13 protein-coding genes and 1 other RNA gene are annotated in these 18853 nt (G+C 73.4%); 10 read left to right on the top strand and 4 right to left on the bottom strand.

The window, feature by feature from the left end:
* The first annotated feature begins 44 nt into the window (after positions 1–44).
* Positions 45–1364 (top strand): phenylacetate--CoA ligase family protein, encoded by a 1320-nt coding sequence (locus tag ACFPM7_RS17735; protein WP_378248747.1) that lies wholly within the window; start codon positions 45–47, stop codon positions 1362–1364.
* On the opposite strand, the gene ACFPM7_RS17730 is transcribed toward ACFPM7_RS17735, so the two are convergent.
* Complete coding sequence (locus ACFPM7_RS17730; RefSeq protein ID WP_378248746.1) at positions 1350–2147, bottom strand: DsbA family protein; 798 nt, start codon at positions 2145–2147, stop codon at positions 1350–1352. The two genes, ACFPM7_RS17735 and ACFPM7_RS17730, sit on opposite strands and share 15 nt — an antisense overlap.
* Positions 2148–2204: 57 nt before the next feature.
* Here ACFPM7_RS17730 and hrpB point away from each other — a divergent pair, with 57 nt between their 5' ends.
* From hrpB to ACFPM7_RS17705, 5 genes are all read left to right on the top strand, one after another.
* Positions 2205–4559, top strand: a complete 2355-nt coding sequence (gene hrpB / locus ACFPM7_RS17725) for an ATP-dependent helicase HrpB (RefSeq protein ID WP_378248745.1) — start codon at positions 2205–2207, stop codon at positions 4557–4559.
* A gap of 235 nt (positions 4560–4794) precedes the next feature.
* Positions 4795–5292, top strand: coding sequence for a GNAT family N-acetyltransferase (locus tag ACFPM7_RS17720; protein ID WP_378248744.1), 498 nt, complete (start codon positions 4795–4797; stop codon positions 5290–5292).
* Positions 5293–5295: 3 nt separating this feature from the next.
* On the top strand, positions 5296–5742 hold the full coding sequence (locus ACFPM7_RS17715; protein WP_378248743.1) for a SixA phosphatase family protein: 447 nt from the start codon (positions 5296–5298) through the stop codon (positions 5740–5742).
* 288 nt (positions 5743–6030) lie between these two features.
* A complete protein-coding gene (locus ACFPM7_RS17710; RefSeq protein WP_378248742.1) occupies positions 6031–10284 on the top strand; it encodes an ExeM/NucH family extracellular endonuclease in 4254 nt (1417 codons plus the stop codon).
* A gap of 115 nt (positions 10285–10399) precedes the next feature.
* Positions 10400–11437 (top strand): hypothetical protein, encoded by a 1038-nt coding sequence (locus ACFPM7_RS17705; RefSeq protein ID WP_378248741.1) that lies wholly within the window; start codon positions 10400–10402, stop codon positions 11435–11437.
* On the opposite strand, the gene ACFPM7_RS17700 is transcribed toward ACFPM7_RS17705, so the two are convergent.
* Positions 11395–12576: an MFS transporter gene (locus ACFPM7_RS17700; RefSeq protein WP_378248740.1), complete on the bottom strand. Its 1182-nt coding sequence runs from the start codon at positions 12574–12576 to the stop codon at positions 11395–11397. The two genes, ACFPM7_RS17705 and ACFPM7_RS17700, sit on opposite strands and share 43 nt — an antisense overlap.
* Before the next feature lie 48 nt (positions 12577–12624).
* Here ACFPM7_RS17700 and ACFPM7_RS17695 point away from each other — a divergent pair, with 48 nt between their 5' ends.
* Positions 12625–13200 (top strand): TetR/AcrR family transcriptional regulator, encoded by a 576-nt coding sequence (locus ACFPM7_RS17695; RefSeq protein ID WP_378248739.1) that lies wholly within the window; start codon positions 12625–12627, stop codon positions 13198–13200.
* A gap of 319 nt (positions 13201–13519) precedes the next feature.
* Here the strand turns inward: ACFPM7_RS17695 and ssrA are convergent.
* Positions 13520–13895: a transfer-messenger RNA gene (ssrA, locus tag ACFPM7_RS17690) on the bottom strand.
* 163 nt (positions 13896–14058) lie between these two features.
* Here ssrA and ACFPM7_RS17685 point away from each other — a divergent pair.
* From ACFPM7_RS17685 to ACFPM7_RS17675, 3 genes are read left to right on the top strand one after another with little or no spacing between them, the layout of a single operon-like run.
* Positions 14059–14706: a sensor domain-containing protein gene (locus ACFPM7_RS17685; RefSeq protein WP_378248738.1), complete on the top strand. Its 648-nt coding sequence runs from the start codon at positions 14059–14061 to the stop codon at positions 14704–14706.
* A complete protein-coding gene (locus ACFPM7_RS17680; RefSeq protein WP_378248737.1) occupies positions 14703–15812 on the top strand; it encodes a sensor histidine kinase in 1110 nt (369 codons plus the stop codon). The genes ACFPM7_RS17685 and ACFPM7_RS17680 overlap by 4 nt, the downstream gene beginning before the upstream one ends.
* The gene (locus ACFPM7_RS17675; RefSeq protein ID WP_378248736.1) at positions 15800–16441 is read left to right on the top strand and encodes a response regulator transcription factor; all 642 of its coding nucleotides are present in this window, start codon (positions 15800–15802) and stop codon (positions 16439–16441) included. The genes ACFPM7_RS17680 and ACFPM7_RS17675 overlap by 13 nt, the downstream gene beginning before the upstream one ends.
* A gap of 43 nt (positions 16442–16484) precedes the next feature.
* On the opposite strand, the gene lon is transcribed toward ACFPM7_RS17675, so the two are convergent.
* Positions 16485–18842 (bottom strand): endopeptidase La, encoded by a 2358-nt coding sequence (gene lon / locus ACFPM7_RS17670; RefSeq protein ID WP_378248735.1) that lies wholly within the window; start codon positions 18840–18842, stop codon positions 16485–16487.
* Positions 18843–18853 lie beyond the last annotated feature (11 nt).

The raw sequence follows: 18853 nt of genomic DNA, 5'->3' as shown, positions 1-18853 counted from the left end.
GGGGACTTCCGGACCAGCCTGCCCAGGTGCTAGACCAAGTGACCGTGACCACTCAGTTCACCGATGTGCCAATGCTGTTCCCCGACATCGAGGGCATGGACCGGCAGGCCCGGCGGGAGCTTCAGGACCGGCGTCTGCGCGACCTCGTCGACCGCCTTCTCGCCGCGGGCGGCCTCCAGGCGGCCCGGCTGCGGGACTGCGGGGTGCGCTCGGGGTCGGACGTGGGCATCGATGAGCTGCACCGCCTGCCGATGGTCCGCAAGCGGGACCTGTGGGAGCACTACCCGCACGGCCTGCGGGCGGTCGATCCCGAGGACGTCGTCTGCGTCCACGGGTCCTCCGGCACCGGGGGCAGGCCGACGCTGGTGCCCTACACCGCCAACGACGTCGACGTGTGGGCCGAGGTGATGGCGCGGGCGCTCGGGGCGGCCGGGGTGACGCGGGCGAGTGTGGTGCACAACGCCTACGGGTACGGGCTTTTCACCGGCGGCATCGGGGTGCACCACGGCGCCATGCGGTTGGGCGCGACGGTGGTGCCGCTGTCCGGCGGGATGACCGAGCGCCAGGTGCGGCTGTTGGCGGATCTGCGGCCCGACGTGCTGACCTGCACCCCCTCTTACGCCGTGCACCTGGGCGAGGCGTGCGCCGCCGCCGGGGTGGAGCCGAGCAGCCTCAAGGTGGGGGTGCACGGGGCCGAGCCGTGGACGCCGGAGATGCGGGCGCAGGTGGAGCGGCTGCTGGGCATCAGGGCGTTCGACATCTACGGGCTCTCGGAGGTCATCGGGCCGGGTGTGGCGTGCGAGTCGGTCGATTCCGGGGGGATGCTGTCGGTCGCGGAGGACCACTTCCTTCCCGAGGTCGTCGACGCGGACGGCAATCCGGTGCCGGACGGCACGCCCGGGGAGCTGGTGTTCACCACGCTCACCAAGACCGGCATGCCGCTGCTGCGCTACCGCACCGGTGACGTGGCGACCCTGGCCGATCCGGTGCCCGGCTCGCCGAGGACGCTGCGGCGGATGTCGAAGCTGCTGGGCCGCACCGACGACATGCTGGTGGTCCGCGGGGTCAACGTCTACCCGACGGAGATCGAGGCGGTGGTCCTCGCCGACGCGCGGGTGAGCCCGCACTACCTGGTCGTGGAGGACCGGCGGACGGCGCGCACGGAGCTGCGCGTGGCCGTCGAGCCGCGCGCCGACGCCGCGGGGGAGCTGGCCGGGGAACTCGCCGGGGCGCTGCGGGAGCGGCTGGGGGTGTCGGTGGACGTGCTGGTGCTGCCCGCCGGGTCGGTGCCGCGCGCGGAGACCGGCAAGGCCAAGCGGCTCGTGCGCTGGTCGGAGGGGCCCGCCCCGCTACCGGGCCTCTAGGAGCTTGCTCAGCCAGTCGCTCGCGGCGGTGTCGACCAGCGCGCCGCCGCTGGTGACCGTCGGAGTGGCGAAGGCGCGCTGGCCGTCGCGCTCGCGCAGCAGGGAGTCGGAGGTGCGGGCGCGCTCGAACTCGGCGGAGACGACCTCGCCCAGCGAGCCGGAGCGGACACCGTCGGCGAAGCCGGGATCGGTGACGCCGAGCGCCGCGCCGAGGGCGATCAGCTGCTCGCGGTCCCAGCCGCGGGCGTCCTCGGAAGGCTGGGCGGCGAAGAGGCTCTTGTGGAACGACGGGAACGCCGGGCCCGAGAGCAGCGCGGCGGTGGCGGCGTCGGTGGAGTAGCCGGCCGGGTCGGAGGCCTCGGCGAGCATGTTGAGCAGGTGGTAGTTGACGCGCAGGTCGCCCGCGGCGACGGCGCGCTCGATGTCGTCGCCGTACTCCTCCTCGAAGGCGCGGCAGGCCGGGCAGAGGAAGTCCTCGTAGACGTCGATGGTCACGCGGGCGTCGGGACGCCCGACGGTCATCACCGCGCCGTCGCGGCTGACGGGCACGTCGAGCGCGACCTCGCGCACGGTGATCGAGCCGCCTTCGGTGGCGTTCTTCACGCTGTTGCCGTAGACGAATCCCGCGATGATCGCGCCGAGCGCCACCACGACGGCGACCGCGATGAGCACCCGCTTGCGGTCGATCACCGGCCTCGACCGCGTGGCCTGCTTGACCGGCGCGGCCGGGGCCGCCCGCTCCGCCTGCTTGCGCTTGCGCTGACTCCGCTCGGCTCCGCCCACGTCTTTCCCTTTCGTCCGCTTCGAGGCTACCGGCCCCCACCTGAGAGGCTTGGCGGCATGTCCGAGCTGCCCGTCGCCGCCGCGCTGCCGAGCATCGTCGCCGCGCTGGCCGAGCACGGCACCGCGGTGCTGGTGGCCCCGCCCGGCACCGGCAAGACGACGCTGGTGCCGCCCGCGCTGCCGGGGCGGGTCGTGGTCGCCGAGCCGCGGCGGGTGGCCGCGCGGGCCGCGGCGGCGCGGATGGCGGCGCTGGCCGGTGAGCCGGTCGGGCGGTCGGTGGGGTACGCGGTGCGCGGCGACCGGAAGGTCTCGGCCGAGACCCGCGTCGAGGTGGTCACCTCCGGCCTGCTGGTGCGCAGGCTCCAGTCCGACCCCGAGTTGTCCGGTGTGGACACAGTCCTGCTCGACGAGTGCCATGAGCGCCACCTCGACGCCGACCTGCTGCTGGCCCTGCTCATGGACGCCCGCGACGGCCTGCGCCCCGACCTGCGCGTGCTGGCCACGAGCGCCACCGTGGCCGCCGAGCGCCTCGCGGCCCTGCTGGGCGACGCCCCGGTGATCCGCGTCGCTGGCGTCGCCCACCCCGTCACGACGGGCTACGTCCCCCCTGTCCGCGGCGAACGCCTCACCGCGACGGTCGTCAGGGCGATCCGAAAAGCACAGTCCGACGGCGACGGAGATGTCCTGGTCTTCCTACCGGGCGCCAAGGAGATCCGTCAGGTCTCGGCCCAGCTCGACGGGGACGTCGCGATCCTGCACGGCAGGCTGGCCGCGGGCGAGCAGGACGCCGCGCTGCGCCCCGGCGCGCGGCGGCGGGTGGTGCTGGCGACGGCGGTGGCCGAGTCGAGCCTGACGGTGCCCGGGGTGCGCGCGGTGGTCGACGCTGGCCAGGCGCGCGTGCCGAGGGTCGACCACGGCCGCGGCCTGTCGGGCCTGGTCACCGTCCGCGTCTCGGCCGCCGTCGCCGACCAGCGCGCGGGCCGCGCAGGCCGCGAGGCCCCCGGCCGGGTCTACCGCTGCTGGCCAGAGCACGAGCAGGCGACCCTGCCCCGCTACCCCGACCCGGAGATCCGCACCGCCGACCTGACCCGCCTGGCCCTGGAACTGGCCTGCTGGGGCACCCCCGACGGCAGCGCGCTGCGCTGGTGGGACGCCCCGCCCCCCGGGCCCCTCGCCGCCGCCCGCGACACCCTGTCGGCCCTCGGCGCGCTGGCCGACGGCGAGGTGACCCCCCGCGGCCGGTCCATGGCCCGCCTCGGCCTGCACCCGCGCCTCGCCCGCGCCCTGGTCGACCACCCGGCGGGCGCCGAGGTCGTCGCCGTGCTGGACGACGACACCCTCGCCGCGGGCGTCGACCTGGAGGCCGCGCTCCGGGCGTTGCGCCGGGGGTCACCGGCGTCGGAGCGCTGGCGCCGCGAGGTCAAGCGCTTGCGCCGCGGCGGGCAGGAAACCGCCGGGTCGGCGGACGCCGCGCTGGTGACCGGGCTCGCGTTCCCCGAGCGGCTGGCCAGGCGCCGGGCGCCCGGGTCGCGCTCCTACCTGATGGCGGGCGGCACGGCGGTGGACCTGCCCGTCGACTCCGGCCTCGGCGACCCGGAGTGGCTGGCCGTCGCCGCCGCCGACTGGACCGGCGGCGCGGGCCGCGTGCGCCTGGCCGCCCGCACCGACGAGGCCACCGCCCTGCGCGCCGCCCCGGCCCTGCTGACCGAGTCCGACGAGGTCACCTGGTCCGGCGGCGACGTCCTCGCCCACCGCGTGCGCAGGCTCGGCGCGATCGTCCTGCGCTCCCGCCCGCTGGCCGACCCGCCCCCGGCCGCCGTGCGCGCGGCGGTCCTGGCGGGCCTGGCCCGCCACGGCCTGTCCCTCGTCCGCTTCGACCAGGCCGCCACCGCCCTGCGCACCCGCATCGCCTTCCTGCACCGCACCCTCGGCGACCCGTGGCCCGCCGTCGATGACGACGCCCTCATCGCCACCGCCGACACCTGGGCGGGCTCGGCCCGCAACGCCACCGACCTGCGCGCCCTGAGGATGTCCGACGCCCTGCGCGCCCTGCTCCCCTGGCAGGCCGCCGCCCGCCTGGACGAACTGGCCCCCGAGCGGATCACCGTCCCCTCCGGCTCCCGCCTGCGCGTGGACTACTCCGCCGACCCGCCCGCCCTCCCGGTCAAGATCCAGGAAGTGTTCGGCTGGACCACCACCCCGACCCTCGCCGACGGCCGAGTCCCCCTGGTCCTGCACCTGCTCTCCCCAGCGGGCCGCCCCACCGCCGTCACCGGCGACCTGGCGAGCTTCTGGTCCACCGGCTACCCCCAGGTCCGCTCCGAACTGCGCGGCCGCTACCCCAAACACCGCTGGCCCGAAGACCCCACCACCGCCACCCCATCACAGCGCACCACCCAGCCGAAGAAGTAGTCACCGCCTGGACACCGCACCCCCGCCCGCTGATCCGGGAGCCGACCGGAGCCTGGAGACGGCGCAACGCCCTCTGTCGGTGCAGCGAGATCAACGGGGCTCTTCAGGCCGAACCACCCAGTACGGCGGCATCAACCAGCTCAAACAACACCGAGCCGTCGCTACCCGCTTCGACAAACTCGCCGTCCGCCCAGGTCGTTTGCATCGCGAACCATCTGCGCGTTGGATCGGGGGCATGCGCATCAGGGAAGGCGGCGTCGCGGACGCGCCGATCGTGCTGGGGCTGCTGGACGAGGCCGTCGAGTGGATGGTCGCCCGGGGGCAGACCGAGCAGTGGGGGACGGAGCCGTGGTCGGCGCAGCCGAAGCGGGTCGCGCGGATCGAGGGGTTGGCGGCCGAGGGGCTGTGGGTCGGCGAGGTCGACGGGGAGGCCGTGGGGGCGCTGGTGCTCGGCGGGCCGCCGCCGACGTGGATTCCCCCGGTGGACGAGCCCGAGGTCTACCTCCAGCTGCTCGTCACCTCCCGCCGCCACCAGGGCACCCGGGTCGGCGCGCGGATGCTGGAGTTCGCGCGGGAGCAGGCCTGGGAGTCCGGGGTGTCGCTGCTGCGGGTGGACTGCTGGGCCGGGGGCGGCGGCAGGCTGGTCGACTACTACACCGGCCAGGGCTTCACCCCGACCGAGACGTTCTCGGTCAACGGATGGCCCGGCCAGGTCCTGGAAATGCGACGATAGGCCATGCGCCTGGTCCTGCTCCGCCACGCCAAGTCCGCCTGGCCGCCCGACGTCCCCGACACCGAGCGCCCGCTCAACGACCGGGGCAGGCGGGACGCGCCCGCGGTCGGGCGGTGGCTGGCCGGGCAGCCCGGCTTCGACCTCGCGCTGGTCTCCCCCGCCACCCGGGCCCGCCAGACGTGGGCGCTGGTCTCCGCCGAACTGGCCGAGCCGCCCGAGCACCGCATCGAGCCCGCGCTCTACTTCTCCGGCCCGCGCGAGATCATCGCCGCCGCCAGGGAAACCGGACTGGACGACGTGCTGGTGGTCGCGCACAACCCGGACCTCGAAGACGTCGTCGCCGAGCTGACCGGCGAGCGCGTGACGCTCAAGACGTCCGCGCTCGCCGTCGTCGACACCGACGCGGGCGCGCTGCGGGACGTGCGCACCCTGCGCGGCGCCGCTCAGTAACCGATCAACAACTGAAACGCGCCGGCCGCTCGGGGCGACGCGACCATCAAAGACCCGATCACGACAACGACCAACACCAACCGGGTGAGCAACATGGCCACCTCCGGGACAGATAAGTGGGCACACAGTAGTGACGCACCAGCCCCTTTTCAACCATTTGGGTGTACTTCGCTCAGCCGAACACCAGGACCCGCGACCTTTCGTACACCTGACCGCTTTTTCACAGACACCAAAGCCACCTAGGCTGCGGCGGTTCTCGTGAAGCCGTTGGAGGCATGACCCATGCGCATGAGCAGAAGCGCCCGGATGTCGGCGGGAGTGGCCACCATCGCCACCTTCGCCGCTTTCGGTGTCGTCCCGGCGTTAGCCGACCCGTCCGGACCGACACTCAGTGAGATCCACTACGACAACGCAGGCACCGACACCGGCGAGGCCGTCGAGATCGACGGCCCCGAGGGCTTCGACCTCACCGGCTGGCGCGTCGTCCTCTACAACGGCAGCGGCGGGGCCTCCTACGACACCCGCACCCTGAGCGGCGCGATCCCCGCCGCGGGCGTCGTGGTCGAGACCTACCCGGCCAACGGCATCCAGAACGGCAGCCCCGACGGCATCGCCCTGGTCCGCCCGGACGGCACGGTCGCGGAGTTCCTCTCCTACGAGGGCGCCATGACCGCCACCAACGGCCCGGCGTCCGGCCAGACCAGCGTGGACATCGGCGTCTCCCAGTCGGGCTCGGAGCCCGCGGGCCAGTCGCTGCAGAAGATCGACGGCACCTGGCGCGCCTCGGCCCCGCACACCTTCGGCGCCCGCAACGGCGGCGGCAGCCCCGACCCCGATCCCGACCCGGACCCGGTCGGCTGCGACTTCCCGGTCACCCACACCATTGCCCAGGTCCAAGGCACCGGCGCCGCCTCCCCGCTGGTCGGCCAGACCGCCACCGTCGAGGGCGTCGTCACCGCGAACCACCTCACGGGCGGCTACAACGGCTTCTACATCCAGACCGAGGGCTCCGGCGACCGCCCGCCCGCGGCCGGGACCGCCTCCGACGGCCTGTTCGTCTTCGCCACCAGCACCGCCGCCAACCACCCCGCGATCGCCCTCGGCGACAAGGTGCGGGTGCGCGGCGCGGTCAGCGAGTACTTCGGCCTCACCCAGATCACCAGCTCGGCCAAGGCCAACACGCAGGTCTGCGCGCACGACGCGCCGCTGCCCGCCGCGGTCCCGCTGACCCTGCCGCTGGACGCCGCGGGCCGCGAGTCCGCCGAGTCGATGCTGGTCGCCCCCCTCGGCGCCTACACCGTCTCCGAGGTCTACGACACCAACCGCTTCGGCGAGGTCGTGCTGGCCGCGGGCGACAAGGCCGCGCGCATCCCCACCGACCTGCACCGCCCCGGCTCGCCCGAGGCGCTGGCGCTCAAGGCGGAGAACGCCACCAAGCGCCTGCTGGTCGACGACGGCTCCAGCCAGAACCTGGCCAACGCGGGCAAGCTGCCCCCGTACGTCTACCCGGACGCGCCGCTGCGCGTCGGCGACGCCGTCGAGGCGTTCGGCCCGTCGGTGCTGTCCTACGGCTTCGACCAGTGGCGGCTTCAGCCGACCACCCCGGTCGACGCCACCACCCCCGCCATCGGGCGCACCACGTTCAAGTCGGCCAACCCCCGCACCCCGGGGCCGGAGGCCGTCGGCGGCGACATCCAGGTCGCGGCCTTCAACGTGCTGAACTACTTCGTCCACTTCGGCGGCGAGGCCCGCGGCGCGGCGGACGAGGCCGCGCTGCTCAAGCAGGAGGCGAAGATCGTCAAGGCGATCAACGCCCTCGGCGCCGAGGTCGTCGCGCTGCAGGAGATCGAGAACTCGGTGCGCTTCGACACCGCCGACCCGCAGAAGGCGCTCAAGCGGCTCGTCGCCGCCCTCAACGCCGACGCGGGCGCGGGCACCTGGGACTACGTCCGCAGCCCCGCTGAGCTGCCGGGCGCGGCGCAGCAGGACGTCATCAGCTCGGCGATCATCTTCAAGCCCGGCGCGGTCACCCCGGAAGGACCGTCCAAGTCGGTCAACGACGAGTCGGTGTGGTTCAACGCGCGTGAGCCGATCGCCCAGGCGTTCACCTCCGGCGCGCTGACCTTCACCGTGGTCGGCAACCACTTCAAGTCCAAGAGCGCCTCCGGCGCGACGGGCGACAACGTGGACACCGGCGACGGCCAGGGCGCCTACAACGGCGACCGCACCCGCCAGGCCACCGCCCTGGTCGAGTTCGTCTCGACGCTGGAGAACCCGCTGCTGCTGGGAGACTTCAACTCCTACGGCGCGGAAGACCCCATGCAGGTCTTCTACGAGGCCGGCTACGCCGACCTGAACGACTCCGGCAAGACCAGCTACGTCTTCGGCGGCGAGTCCGGCTCGCTGGACCACGCCCTGGCCCAGGGCCCGCTGCGCGAGCGGGTCACCGGCGTGGACGTGTGGCAGTCCAACTCCCACGAGTCCTACGCCTTCCAGTACGACGGCATCGCGAGCTTCTACGCGGGCGACCCGTTCCGGGCCAGCGACCACAACCCGATCGTCCTGGGCCTGGACACCGCGGGCACCGTGGAGATCCAGCTGCTGTCGATCAACGACTTCCACGGCAGGCTGGAGTCCCCGGCCACCGCGCCGGACGGCCGCAAGATCGGCGGCGCCGCCCAGCTCGCCGGCCTGATCGACCAGCTGCGCGGGCAGAACCCGAACACGCTGTTCCTCTCCGCGGGCGACAACATCGGCGCCTCGACGTTCGTCTCCGCGATCGACAACGACAACCCGACGATCGACGCCCTCAACCTGATGGGCCTCGACGCCTCCGCGGTCGGCAACCACGAGTTCGACAAGGGCATGGCCGACCTGACCGGCCGCGTCATCCCGCGCTCGGACTTCCCGACCCTGGGCGCGAACGTCTACCGCGGCGATGAGCGCGCGCTGCCCGCCTACCACGTGCAGAACGTCGGCGGCGTGGACGTGGGCGTCATCGGCGTCGTGACCGAGCAGACCGCGTCGCTGGTCGCCCCGGACGGCATCCAGGGCATCACCTTCCGCGACCCGGTCGCCGAGGCGGCCCTGGTCGCCGGGCAGCTCAAGGACGGCGACACCGCCAACGGCGAGGCCGACGTCGTGGTGCTGATGGCCCACGAGGGCGCGGCCACGGAGAACATCGGCTCGATCGATGAGCTGAAGTCCGACGAGGTGTTCGGCGACTTCATGCTGCTGGACGGCAACGTGGACGCGATCTTCTCCGGCCACACCCACCAGCCGTACGCGTTCGTCGACGGGCAGCGCCCCGTCGTGCAGGCGGGCGACTACGGCAAGCTCGTCGGCCGGGCCACCCTGACCGTCGACGTCGCGTCGAAGGAGATCGTCGGCGCGGGCTCGAACCTGGTCGACGTCGTGGGCGCCCCGGAGCACCCGGGCGTCGCGCAGCTGGTCGCCGACGCCAAGGTGCGCGCCGACGAGCTGGGCAGGCAGCCGCTGGGCTCGATCACCGCCGACATCCGCCGCGCCTACACGCCCACGGGCAACGAGGACCGCGGCAAGGAGTCGGTGCTGGGCAACTTCATCGCCGACGTCCAGCTGGCGGGCACCGCGGCCGCGGGCCGCGGCGGCGCGCAGATCGCGTTCATGAACCCGGGCGGCCTGCGCGCGGACATCGCGTTCGCGCCGGACGGGGTCGTCACCTATGCCGAGGCGTTCGCGGTGCAGCCCTTCGCCAACGACGTGGTGACCAAGACCTACACCGGCGCTGAGATCAAGCAGGTGCTGGAGCAGCAGTGGCAGCCCGCGGGCGCGTCGCGGCCGGTGCTGTGGCTGGGCGTGTCGGAGGGCTTCCGGTACATGTACGTGCCGGAGAACGCCCAGGGCTCGCGCATCACCGGCATCTGGCTCAACGACCAGCCCATCAACCCGACCGGCACCTACCGGGTCACCGTGAACTCGTTCCTCGCCTCCGGCGGCGACAACTTCACGACCCTGGCGGGCGGGACCGACCGGGCCACCACCGGCAACAACGACCTGACGATGCTGGTGGACTACTTCGCCGCCAACTCGCCGATCACCGCCGACACCGCGCCGCGCTCGTCGGTGGGCACCCCCGGCCCGGTCTGCGACAAGACGATCACCGGCCGCCACGTCGGCCCGATCGTGGTCGCCTCCGGCCTGACCTGCCTGGAGAACGCCACCGTCACCGGCCCGATCGTGGTCAAGGCGGGCGCATCGCTACAGGCCGAGGGCGGCAAGATCACCGGCCCGATCGCCGCGGACCGGCCGAAGTCGGTCAGCCTGACCGGCGTGAACCTGACCGGCACCCTGTCGGTGGCGAAGGCGACCGGCGAGGTCGTCGTCGACGGCGGCACGATCACCGGCCTGGTCTCGCTGGTGGGCAACACGGGCGGCGTGACCGTCGCGGGCAACCGCGTGCTGGGCATCCTGTCCTGCACCGGCAACACGCCCGCGCCGACCAACGACAACCGTCCCAACCGGCTCCTCGGCCTAGCCTCCGGGCAGTGCCGCGGGCTCTGATGAACCAGTTGTAGGCCGCCAGTAGGCGGTAGTGAGGCCCGCTCGGTTATAACAACCGAGCGGGCCTCACCCGTTTGGTGGATAACACGACCGGGCGTCACCCGATTGACCGGACGTGCTTGAGAACTCAACGGCCGGTCTGTACATGCTGGACCCCGCCCGCGACGTCACCGTGACCCGCGAGGAGGACCACCAGCACGTCCTCGCCCGCTATCCCGTCACCCAGCGCACCCCACGCCGCGTCGCGGTCGAGCTGACCTGGTGCACCGTCGCCTCCGGCAAGCACAAGGGCACCCGGGCGATCGAGGTCCGCCTGGACGGCCACCGCACCGGCGAACTGACCCGCGCCATGAGCGACCGCTACACCCCCTTCGTGGAAGCGGTCACCACCGCGGGCCTGCGCCCCGGCTGCGAGGCCACCATCTCCTCCGGCGACCGCGGCCTCCAGATCCAGCTCCACCTGCCTCCCGGCGACGCCCCTCTCCCCAACCCCCGCCCCCTGCGCCCGACCCCCGCGCAGTCCGCATCGGCCTGGACCTCGCCCCCGCCCCGCCCCACGCCCTCCCCCGCGGGCACAGCCCGCTTCCCCACCCCCGCCCCGTACGCCGCGCCGACCCCCGGCTACCGCCCGCACATCCCGGGCTACCCGGTCACCGCGCCCACCACGCTGCCCACGGCCCCGGCACCCCGCAAGAAGTCCAAGAAGGTCCCCGTGGCCTTCGCGGGCACCGTCATCGGCATGGTCGGCCTCATCACCGGAATCACCACCAGCGGCGACGACACCCCCGAGATGAACCCCGTCGCCCTGGCCACCTCCACCACCGCCGCCCCCACGACCACCCTCCCGCCCCGCCCCACCACAACACCCCCCAGACCCACCACCCCCAAGCCCACCCCCCGACCCACCACCACGACCGAGCCGAAGCCGACCACCACCCCCCCCCCCCCCCCCCCCCCCCCCCCCAAACCCCGGCCCACCCCCGAACAGGACTGCAACCCCAACTACACCCCGTGCGTCCCCAACGACCCGGTGGACGTCGACTGCGCGGGCGGCAGCGGCAACGGCCCGTCCTATGTGGAAGGCCCGGTCGAGGTCATCGGCCAGGACGTCTACGACCTGGACCGCGACAACGACGGCGAGGGCTGCGAGTAGCTGAGCACCACCACCAGCAAGGCGGCCAGCGCGCCGCCCGCCGCGACGATCGGGATGCCGCCGGTGCCGACCAGCACCCCGCCCACGGCGCCACCGACCGCGGCGCCGAGGTAGACCGTGCTGCTGGTGACCGCCATCGCCGTGGCCGCGTGCGCCGGGCCGACCCGCGCGAGCATCAGCGACTGGATGACCGGCGGCACCGCCCACGCCGCCGCCGACCAGCACGCGAGCAGGCACACCACCACCCACACCGGCACCGGCCGAGCCGCCCAGCCCACGGCGAAGGCCGCCATGGCAGCGGCGAACACCGCCACGACGACGGCGAAGGCGCTCCGCGCCCCGAGCCGGTCGACGCACCAGCCCGCGCCCTGCGCGCCCGCGATCCCCGTCAGGCCCGCGATCACCAGCAGCACGCCGAGCAGGCCCGGGGTGACGCCCGCGAGGTCGGTGAGGAACGGCGCGAGGTAGGTCTGGAAGGCAAGGTTGCCCGCCACGGCCAGCACGGTCGCGGCGAGGACGCCGAACACCGGCCGGGACGCGAGCGCGCGCACCACCTCAGCGAGCGCGGGCCGCTCCGGCGCGCCCGTCCCGGACGGCACGGTCATCACGACGGCCACGAGCGCGGCCGCGCCGAGCAGCCCGCCGAGGACGAAGGTGGCCTGCCAGCCGAACAACGCCCCCACCCAGGTGCCCGCGGGCACGCCGACGACCACCGCGCCGGTGAGCCCAACCATCACCGTGGCCAGGTAGCGCCCGCGGAACTCCGGCGGCGCGAGGCTGGTCGCCAGGCCCAGCGCGGCGGGCAGCACGGTCGCCCCGCACAGCGCCGCGACCACGCGCAGCGCCATGAGCACCGCGTAGTCGTCCACGAGGGGCACGACACCGTTCGCGGCACAGAACAGCAGGAGGGCCCCGACCAGCAGCGGCCGCCGTCCGACGCGGGCGAACACGTGCGCCGACACAGGCGCGGCGAGGGCGTAGACGAGGGTGAACACCGTGACGAGCTGACCGGCGGCGCCATCGGACACGCCCAGTCCGCCTGCCACGGCGGGCAGCACCCCGATGATCACGAAATCGTCGGTTTGCACGGCGAAGGCGGCGAGCGCGACGGCGAACAGCCACCATGGTCGAGTCGTCATGCAATTACGGTAACAGTCGTTACCCTTATCCGACGAGGGGTGCCCACGATGGCGCGCACGGCCGACCCCGCACGCCGCGTCGAGCTGATCGACGCGATCATCGACGAGCTGGCGCGCACGGGGATCGCGAGTTTCTCCCTGCGCACTCTCGCCGCCGCCCTGGGCCGTTCGACCCGGGTGCTGACCCACCACTTCGCCGACAAGGACGCGCTGCTGGCGGCGGTGCTGGCTCGCTTGGACGAGCAACAGCACGCCGCCCTCGCCGCGACCCCCGGCTGGTCCGACCCGGCCGTCGGCATCGGCGCGATCGTCGCCGACGCCTGGCGCAGGCACCTGTCCGAGGCCGAACTCCCGCGCACCCGGCTGGTCCAGGAGATCGAGGGCCTCGCCGCCGCGGGCAGGCTGACCGGCCACGTCCCCGCCTTCGTCAGCGGCCGAGCCGAGTTCGTCGCCCACGCCCTACAACTGCGCGGCCTCTCCCCGTTCGACGCCTTGGCCAAGGCCACCCTGCTCAACAACGCCTACGCGGGCCTGCAGTCCGACTACCTCACCACCGCCGACACAACCCGCACCGAAGCCGCCCTGACCCACCTCTGCACCCTCGCCGACTCCTGGACCCGCTAACACCCCCACACGCCCCCAACCAACACTCGGCCCCTCGGCAAACTGCCGCACCGTCGGCGACACCACCGACGCCTACACCCCCGACCCTCACACCAGGTCAAGACATCCCGCACCGCCGGCGAACCACCCGATACCTACACCCCCGACCCTCACACCAGGTCAAGACATCCCGCACCGCCGGCGAACCACCCGACGCCTGCACCCCCGACCCTCACGCCGGGTCGAGAGATGCCGCACCGTGGGGGTCCGGGGGGTCGCCCCCCGGAAATGATGACGGGCGACGTGGTCCGCGCTTTCCGCGGACACACGTCGCCCGAGACCGTGGAGGTGCCGGGAATCGAACCCGGGTCCTCTGCCGCGTCATCAAGACTTCTCCGTGCGCAGTTCGCGTTGTCTCTGCTTGGCCCTACCGATCACGCGAACAAGTCGGTATGACGGGCCCAGTCACTGTGAGTTTCCCTGACCAGACCCCGTGACCGGGTCTGGCGGTAAGCCCTCTAGCTGATGCCGGCGAGCCAGGTCGAGGGCGAACCTGGGCCGACAGACACGAACCGCTACTTAGGCAGCGAGTTCGTAGTCAGCGCGACTGTTAGTCTTGGCGCTTATTGGTTTGCGTTCGACGCTTGAGGTGGTCGTACGCCTTCACCTGCACGCTTCCCTTGACTCAACGTCCAGAGTCGAAACCGTTCACCCCCTTGTTGGGTACCTGTCGCCGAGTCTAACGCCTCCGGGCCCGCGGATCATCCCGGTTACCCGAAGCGGGGTAGGGGCAGCCCCACCACGGGCCCGGTGGCTTCCCTGATGTCCCCTCGCCCCGCTCGGGGGGATGCTGGTCCCATCACGTCGGAGGGGACTGCGATGACGACCGCTATCCAGCCTGAGCAGGGCTTCAGCCACGACGGCACCGTGCCGAGGCCACCGGTGGCCGGGGCGCTGGTGTACCTGGTGATGAACCTCGGGGTGGGGATCGCCGGGTTCGTGGCGCTGGTGACGCTGTTCGCCGTGGGGGCGGGGACGGCTCTGGTGTGGGTGGGGCTGCCGGTGCTGGCGCTGGCGGTGCTGCTGTGCCGGGGCGGGGCCCAGGTGGAGCGGGCGCGGGTGTACGCGCTGCTGGACACCTACATCGCGGTGCCGCACGCGCCGCTGCCGGAGAAGGGGCGGTGGAAGGCCCGGGTGCGGGACGGGGCGACGTGGCGTTCGTGTGCCTACTTCATCCTGCTGCTGCCGATCGGGATCGTGGAGTTCACGGCGATGGTGGTGCTGTGGGCGTCGGCGCTGGGGCTGCTGTTCCTGCCGGTCTACTTCCGCTGGCTGCCCGATGGCAGCTACCGGCTGTGGGACTGGGACCGCCCGACCTACGTGGTCGACTCCACGCTGGAGGCGCTGCCGTTCGCGGCGGCGGGAGTGCTGGTCCTCGCGGTGGCGCTGGTGGTGACCCGGTGGATGGGGCGCGCGCACGCCCGCTTCGCCCGCGGACTGCTCGGGCCGGTCGGGGCGCTGCGGTGAACCGGCAGTACCCGAACCCGGCGAAGGCGATCCTGTACCTGATCGGCGGCTTCCCGCTTGCCTTGGTGACCTTCGTGCTGGTGGTCGTCGGCACCGTGGTGGGCATCAGCACGGTGGTCGTGTGGGTGGGCGTGCTGATCCTGGTGGGGGCGCTGGTGGCGACCAGGGCGTTCGGCAACGCGCACCTGGCGTGGACGCGGCTGGTGTGCCCGGAGGCGCCGCGCAGGCCGGTGCTCGCCGCGCCGCAGGACAGCGCGCTGAAGCAGTGGCGGGCGCTGTTCACCGACCGCCGGTCGTGGCGGGACCTGGCGTTCATCGTGCTGAACTTCCCGCTGTCGATCCTCGGGTTCGCGCTCGGGATCGTGAGCATCCCGCTGGTGCCGCTGGCGCTGTGGGTGGCCCCGCGCTACGCCTGGCTGCAGGCGCAGCTGGCGATGGCGATGCTGGGCCACGACCGCGCCGCCGAGCTGACCGAGCGCGCCGAGCGGCTGCAGGCCTCGCGGGCCAGGGGCGTCGACGCCGCCGAGGCCGAGCGCCGCCGCATCGAGCGCGACCTGCACGACGGCGCCCAGCAGCGCCTGGTCGCGGTGGCGATGGGGCTGGGCCGGGCCAAGTCGAAGCTGGACGCCGACCCGGTCGCGGCGAAAGCGCTGCTGGACGAGGCGCACGCCGACGCCAAGCTGGCCGTCGCCGAGCTGCGCGACCTGGCCCGCGGCATCTACCCGGCGGTGCTGGGCGACCGCGGCCTGGACGCGGCGCTGTCGTCGCTGGCGGCGCGCTGCCCGGTGCAGGTCGAGGTGCACGTCGACGTGGAGCCGCGTCCGCCCGCCGCGGTGGAGAGCACCGCGTACTTCCTGGTCAGCGAGACCCTGACGAACGTCGCCAAGCACTCGCAGGCGAACAACGTCCTCATCAGGGTGTGGCGCGACGACGACCGCGTGGTCGTGGAGGTCACCGACGACGGCGTGGGCGGGGCGCGGGTGCACCCCGGGGGTGGGCTGTCGGGGCTGGCCGACCGGGCTGCGACGATCGACGGCGTGATGACCGTGGTGAGCCCGCTCGGCGGGCCAACCGTGATCAGGGCGGACCTGCCGTGCGAGTGGTGATCGCCGAGGACTCGGTGCTGCTGCGCATGGGGGTGCTGCGCCTGCTGGCCGACGAGGGGATCGAGACCGCGGCGGCGGTGGAGAACGGCGACGACCTGCTGGGCGCGGTCACCGAGCACCAGCCCGACCTGGCGATAGTCGATGTCCGCATGCCTCCGACCTTCACCGACGAGGGGCTGCGCGCCGCGCTGGCCGCCCGCGAGGCCATCCCCGGGCTGCCGGTGCTGGTGCTCTCCCAGTACGTCGAGGAGCAGTACGCCGTCGAGCTGCTGGCGGGCGGCGCGGGCGGGGTCGGCTACCTGCTGAAGGAGCGGGTCGCCGATGTCGCCGAGTTCGTCGACGCCGTGCACCGGGTGGCCGGCGGCGGCACGTGCATCGATCAGGAGGTGATCGCGCAGCTCATGGCCCGCAAGCGCAGGAACCCGGTGGACGCCCTCACCCCGCGCGAGCGTGAGGTGCTCGGCCTGATGGCCCAGGGCCTGTCCAACGTCGCCATCGCCCGCGGTCTCGTGGTCTCCGACGGCGCCGTGGAGAAGCACATCGGCAACATCTTCACCAAGCTCGGCTTGGAGCCGACCGGCGAGGAGCACCGCCGGGTGCGCGCCGTGCTGGCCTACCTGGAGCGCTGAGGCCCCGCCGACCAGGACGGGACCTCAGCGCTCCACAGTGGACTCACGCAGCGGCGGCGACCTCCTCGGGCGCCAGCGCGAGGTCGAGCACGTCGCGGACGTCGCCGACCAGGTGCACGGTCAGTGCCGAGCGCACCGACTCGGGCACGTCGTCGAGGTCGGGCCCGTTGCGGCTGGGCAGCAGCACCGTGGTGATGCCCGCGCGGTGCGCGGCCAGCAGCTTCTGCTTGACCCCGCCGATGGGCAACACCCGCCCGGTCAGCGACACCTCGCCGGTCATCGCCACGTCCGGGCGCACCGGCCTGCCGGTCAGCAGCGAGGCCAGCGCCGTCGTCATGGTGATACCCGCGCTCGGCCCGTCCTTGGGCACCGCGCCCGCCGGAACGTGCACGTGCACGCCGCGCTCGCCGAGCGAGCCGACCGGGAAGCCCAGCGCCGGGCCGTGCGCGCGCAGGTAGGACAGCGCGATCCGCGCCGACTCCTTCATCACCTCGCCCAGCTGCCCGGTCAGCGTGACCCCGGTGGAGCCGGTCTCCTTGTCGGCCAGCGAGGCCTCCACGAACAGCACGTCGCCGCCCGCGCCGGTGACCGCGAGGCCGGTGGCCACCCCCGGCGCGGAGGTGCGCTCGGCCGACTCCGGGGTGTGCCGGGGCCTGCCGAGGTAGCCGCGCAGCTCGGCCGCGCCCACCCGGACCGGCAGCTCGGCCTCGCCCAGCGCCGCCTTGGCCGTCACCTTGCGCAGCACGCGCGCGATCGAGCGCTCCAGCTCGCGCACGCCCGCCTCGCGGGTGTACTCCCCGGCCAGCGCCCGCAGCGCGTCCTCGCCGAAGGCGGCCTCATCGCCCGCCAGTCCCGCGCGGTCGAGCTGGCGGGGCAGCAGGTGGTCGCGGGCGATGACGACCTTCTCGTCCTCGGTGTAGCCGTCCAGGCGCACCAGCTCCATGCGGTCCAGCAGCGGGCCGGGGATCGCCTCGACCACGTTGGCGGTGGCCAGGAACACCACGTCGGAGAGGTCCAGCTCGACCTCGAGGTAGTGGTCGCGGAAGGTGTGGTTCTGCGCCGGGTCGAGCACTTCCAGCAGCGCCGCGGTCGGGTCGCCGCGGTGGTCGGCGCCGACCTTGTCGATCTCGTCCAGCAGCACGACCGGGTTCATCGTCCCGGCGTCCTTGATCGCGCGCACGATCCGGCCGGGCAGCGCGCCGACGTAGGTGCGGCGGTGGCCGCGGATCTCGGCCTCGTCGCGCACGCCGCCCAGGGCGACCCGCACGAACTTGCGGCCCATCGCCCGCGCGACCGACTCCCCCAGCGACGTCTTGCCGACGCCGGGCGGACCCGTCAGGGCCAGGACCGCGCCGCTGCGCCTGCCCTCCACGACGCCGAGGCCGCGCTCGGCGCGGCGCTTGCGCACCGCCAGGTACTCCACGATGCGGTCCTTGACCTCGTCGAGCCCCGCGTGGTCGGCGTCGAGGACGGCGCGGGCGCCGGCGATGTCGTAGGCGTCCTCGGTGCGCTCGGACCAGGGCATCTCCAGGACGGTGTCCAGCCAGGTCCTGATCCAGCCGCCCTCGGGCGAGGCGTCGCTGGAGCGCTCCAGCTTGTCCACTTCGGCCAGTGCGGCCGCGCGTACCTTCTCCGGCAGGTCGGCGGTGGAGACGCGCTCGCGGTAGTCCTGCTCCTCGGATGCGGGTTTGCCGTCGATCTCGGCCAGCTCCTTGCGGATCGCGGCGAGCTGCTTGCGCAGCAGGAACTCCCGCTGCTGCTTCTCCACACCCTCCTGGACGTCCTTGCGGATGGTCTCGGCGACGTCCAGTTCGGCCAGGTGCTCGCGAGCCCACTCGACCAGCTTGGCCAGACGCGCGGCGACGTCGGTGGTCTCCAGCAGCCAGACCTTGCGCTCGTCGGAGAGGTACGGCGCGTAGCCGGCGAGGTCGGCCAGCGCCGACGGGTCCTCAAGTGCGCTCACCGCGTCGACGGTCTGCCACGCCCCGCGCTGCTGCAGGATGCTGATGACCAGCTGCCGGTACTCCCGCGCCAGCTCGGCGGCGGGCTCGGGCGCGGTCTCGTCCAGGACCTCGACGCGCACCCACAGCGCCGCGCCCGGCCCGGTCGTCCCGGCGCCGAGGCGCACGCGCCCGGTGCCGCGCACCACCGCGGCCAGCTCGCCGCCGGGCAGCCGCCCGACCTGCTCGACCACGGCGACGACGCCGACCGCGGCGTACTTGCCGTCCAGGCGCGGCACGATCGCCACGCGCTGCTCGCCGCCCGCGGCCTTCGCCGCGTCCACGGCGGCCCTGGCCTCCGCGGTCAGCGCGACCGGGACGACCATGCCGGGCAGCAGGACCGTGTCGTCCAGCGGCAGCACCGGCAGTGTTCGCACCGGCGGCGTCAGAGCCTCCGACATGGGATCACCCC

The organism is Actinokineospora guangxiensis, assembly GCF_042657845.1.
Classification (GTDB): Bacteria; Actinomycetota; Actinomycetes; order Mycobacteriales; family Pseudonocardiaceae; genus Actinokineospora; species Actinokineospora guangxiensis.
Note: the sequence above shows the minus strand (reverse complement) of the source record. Positions and strands in the feature narration are given on the sequence as shown.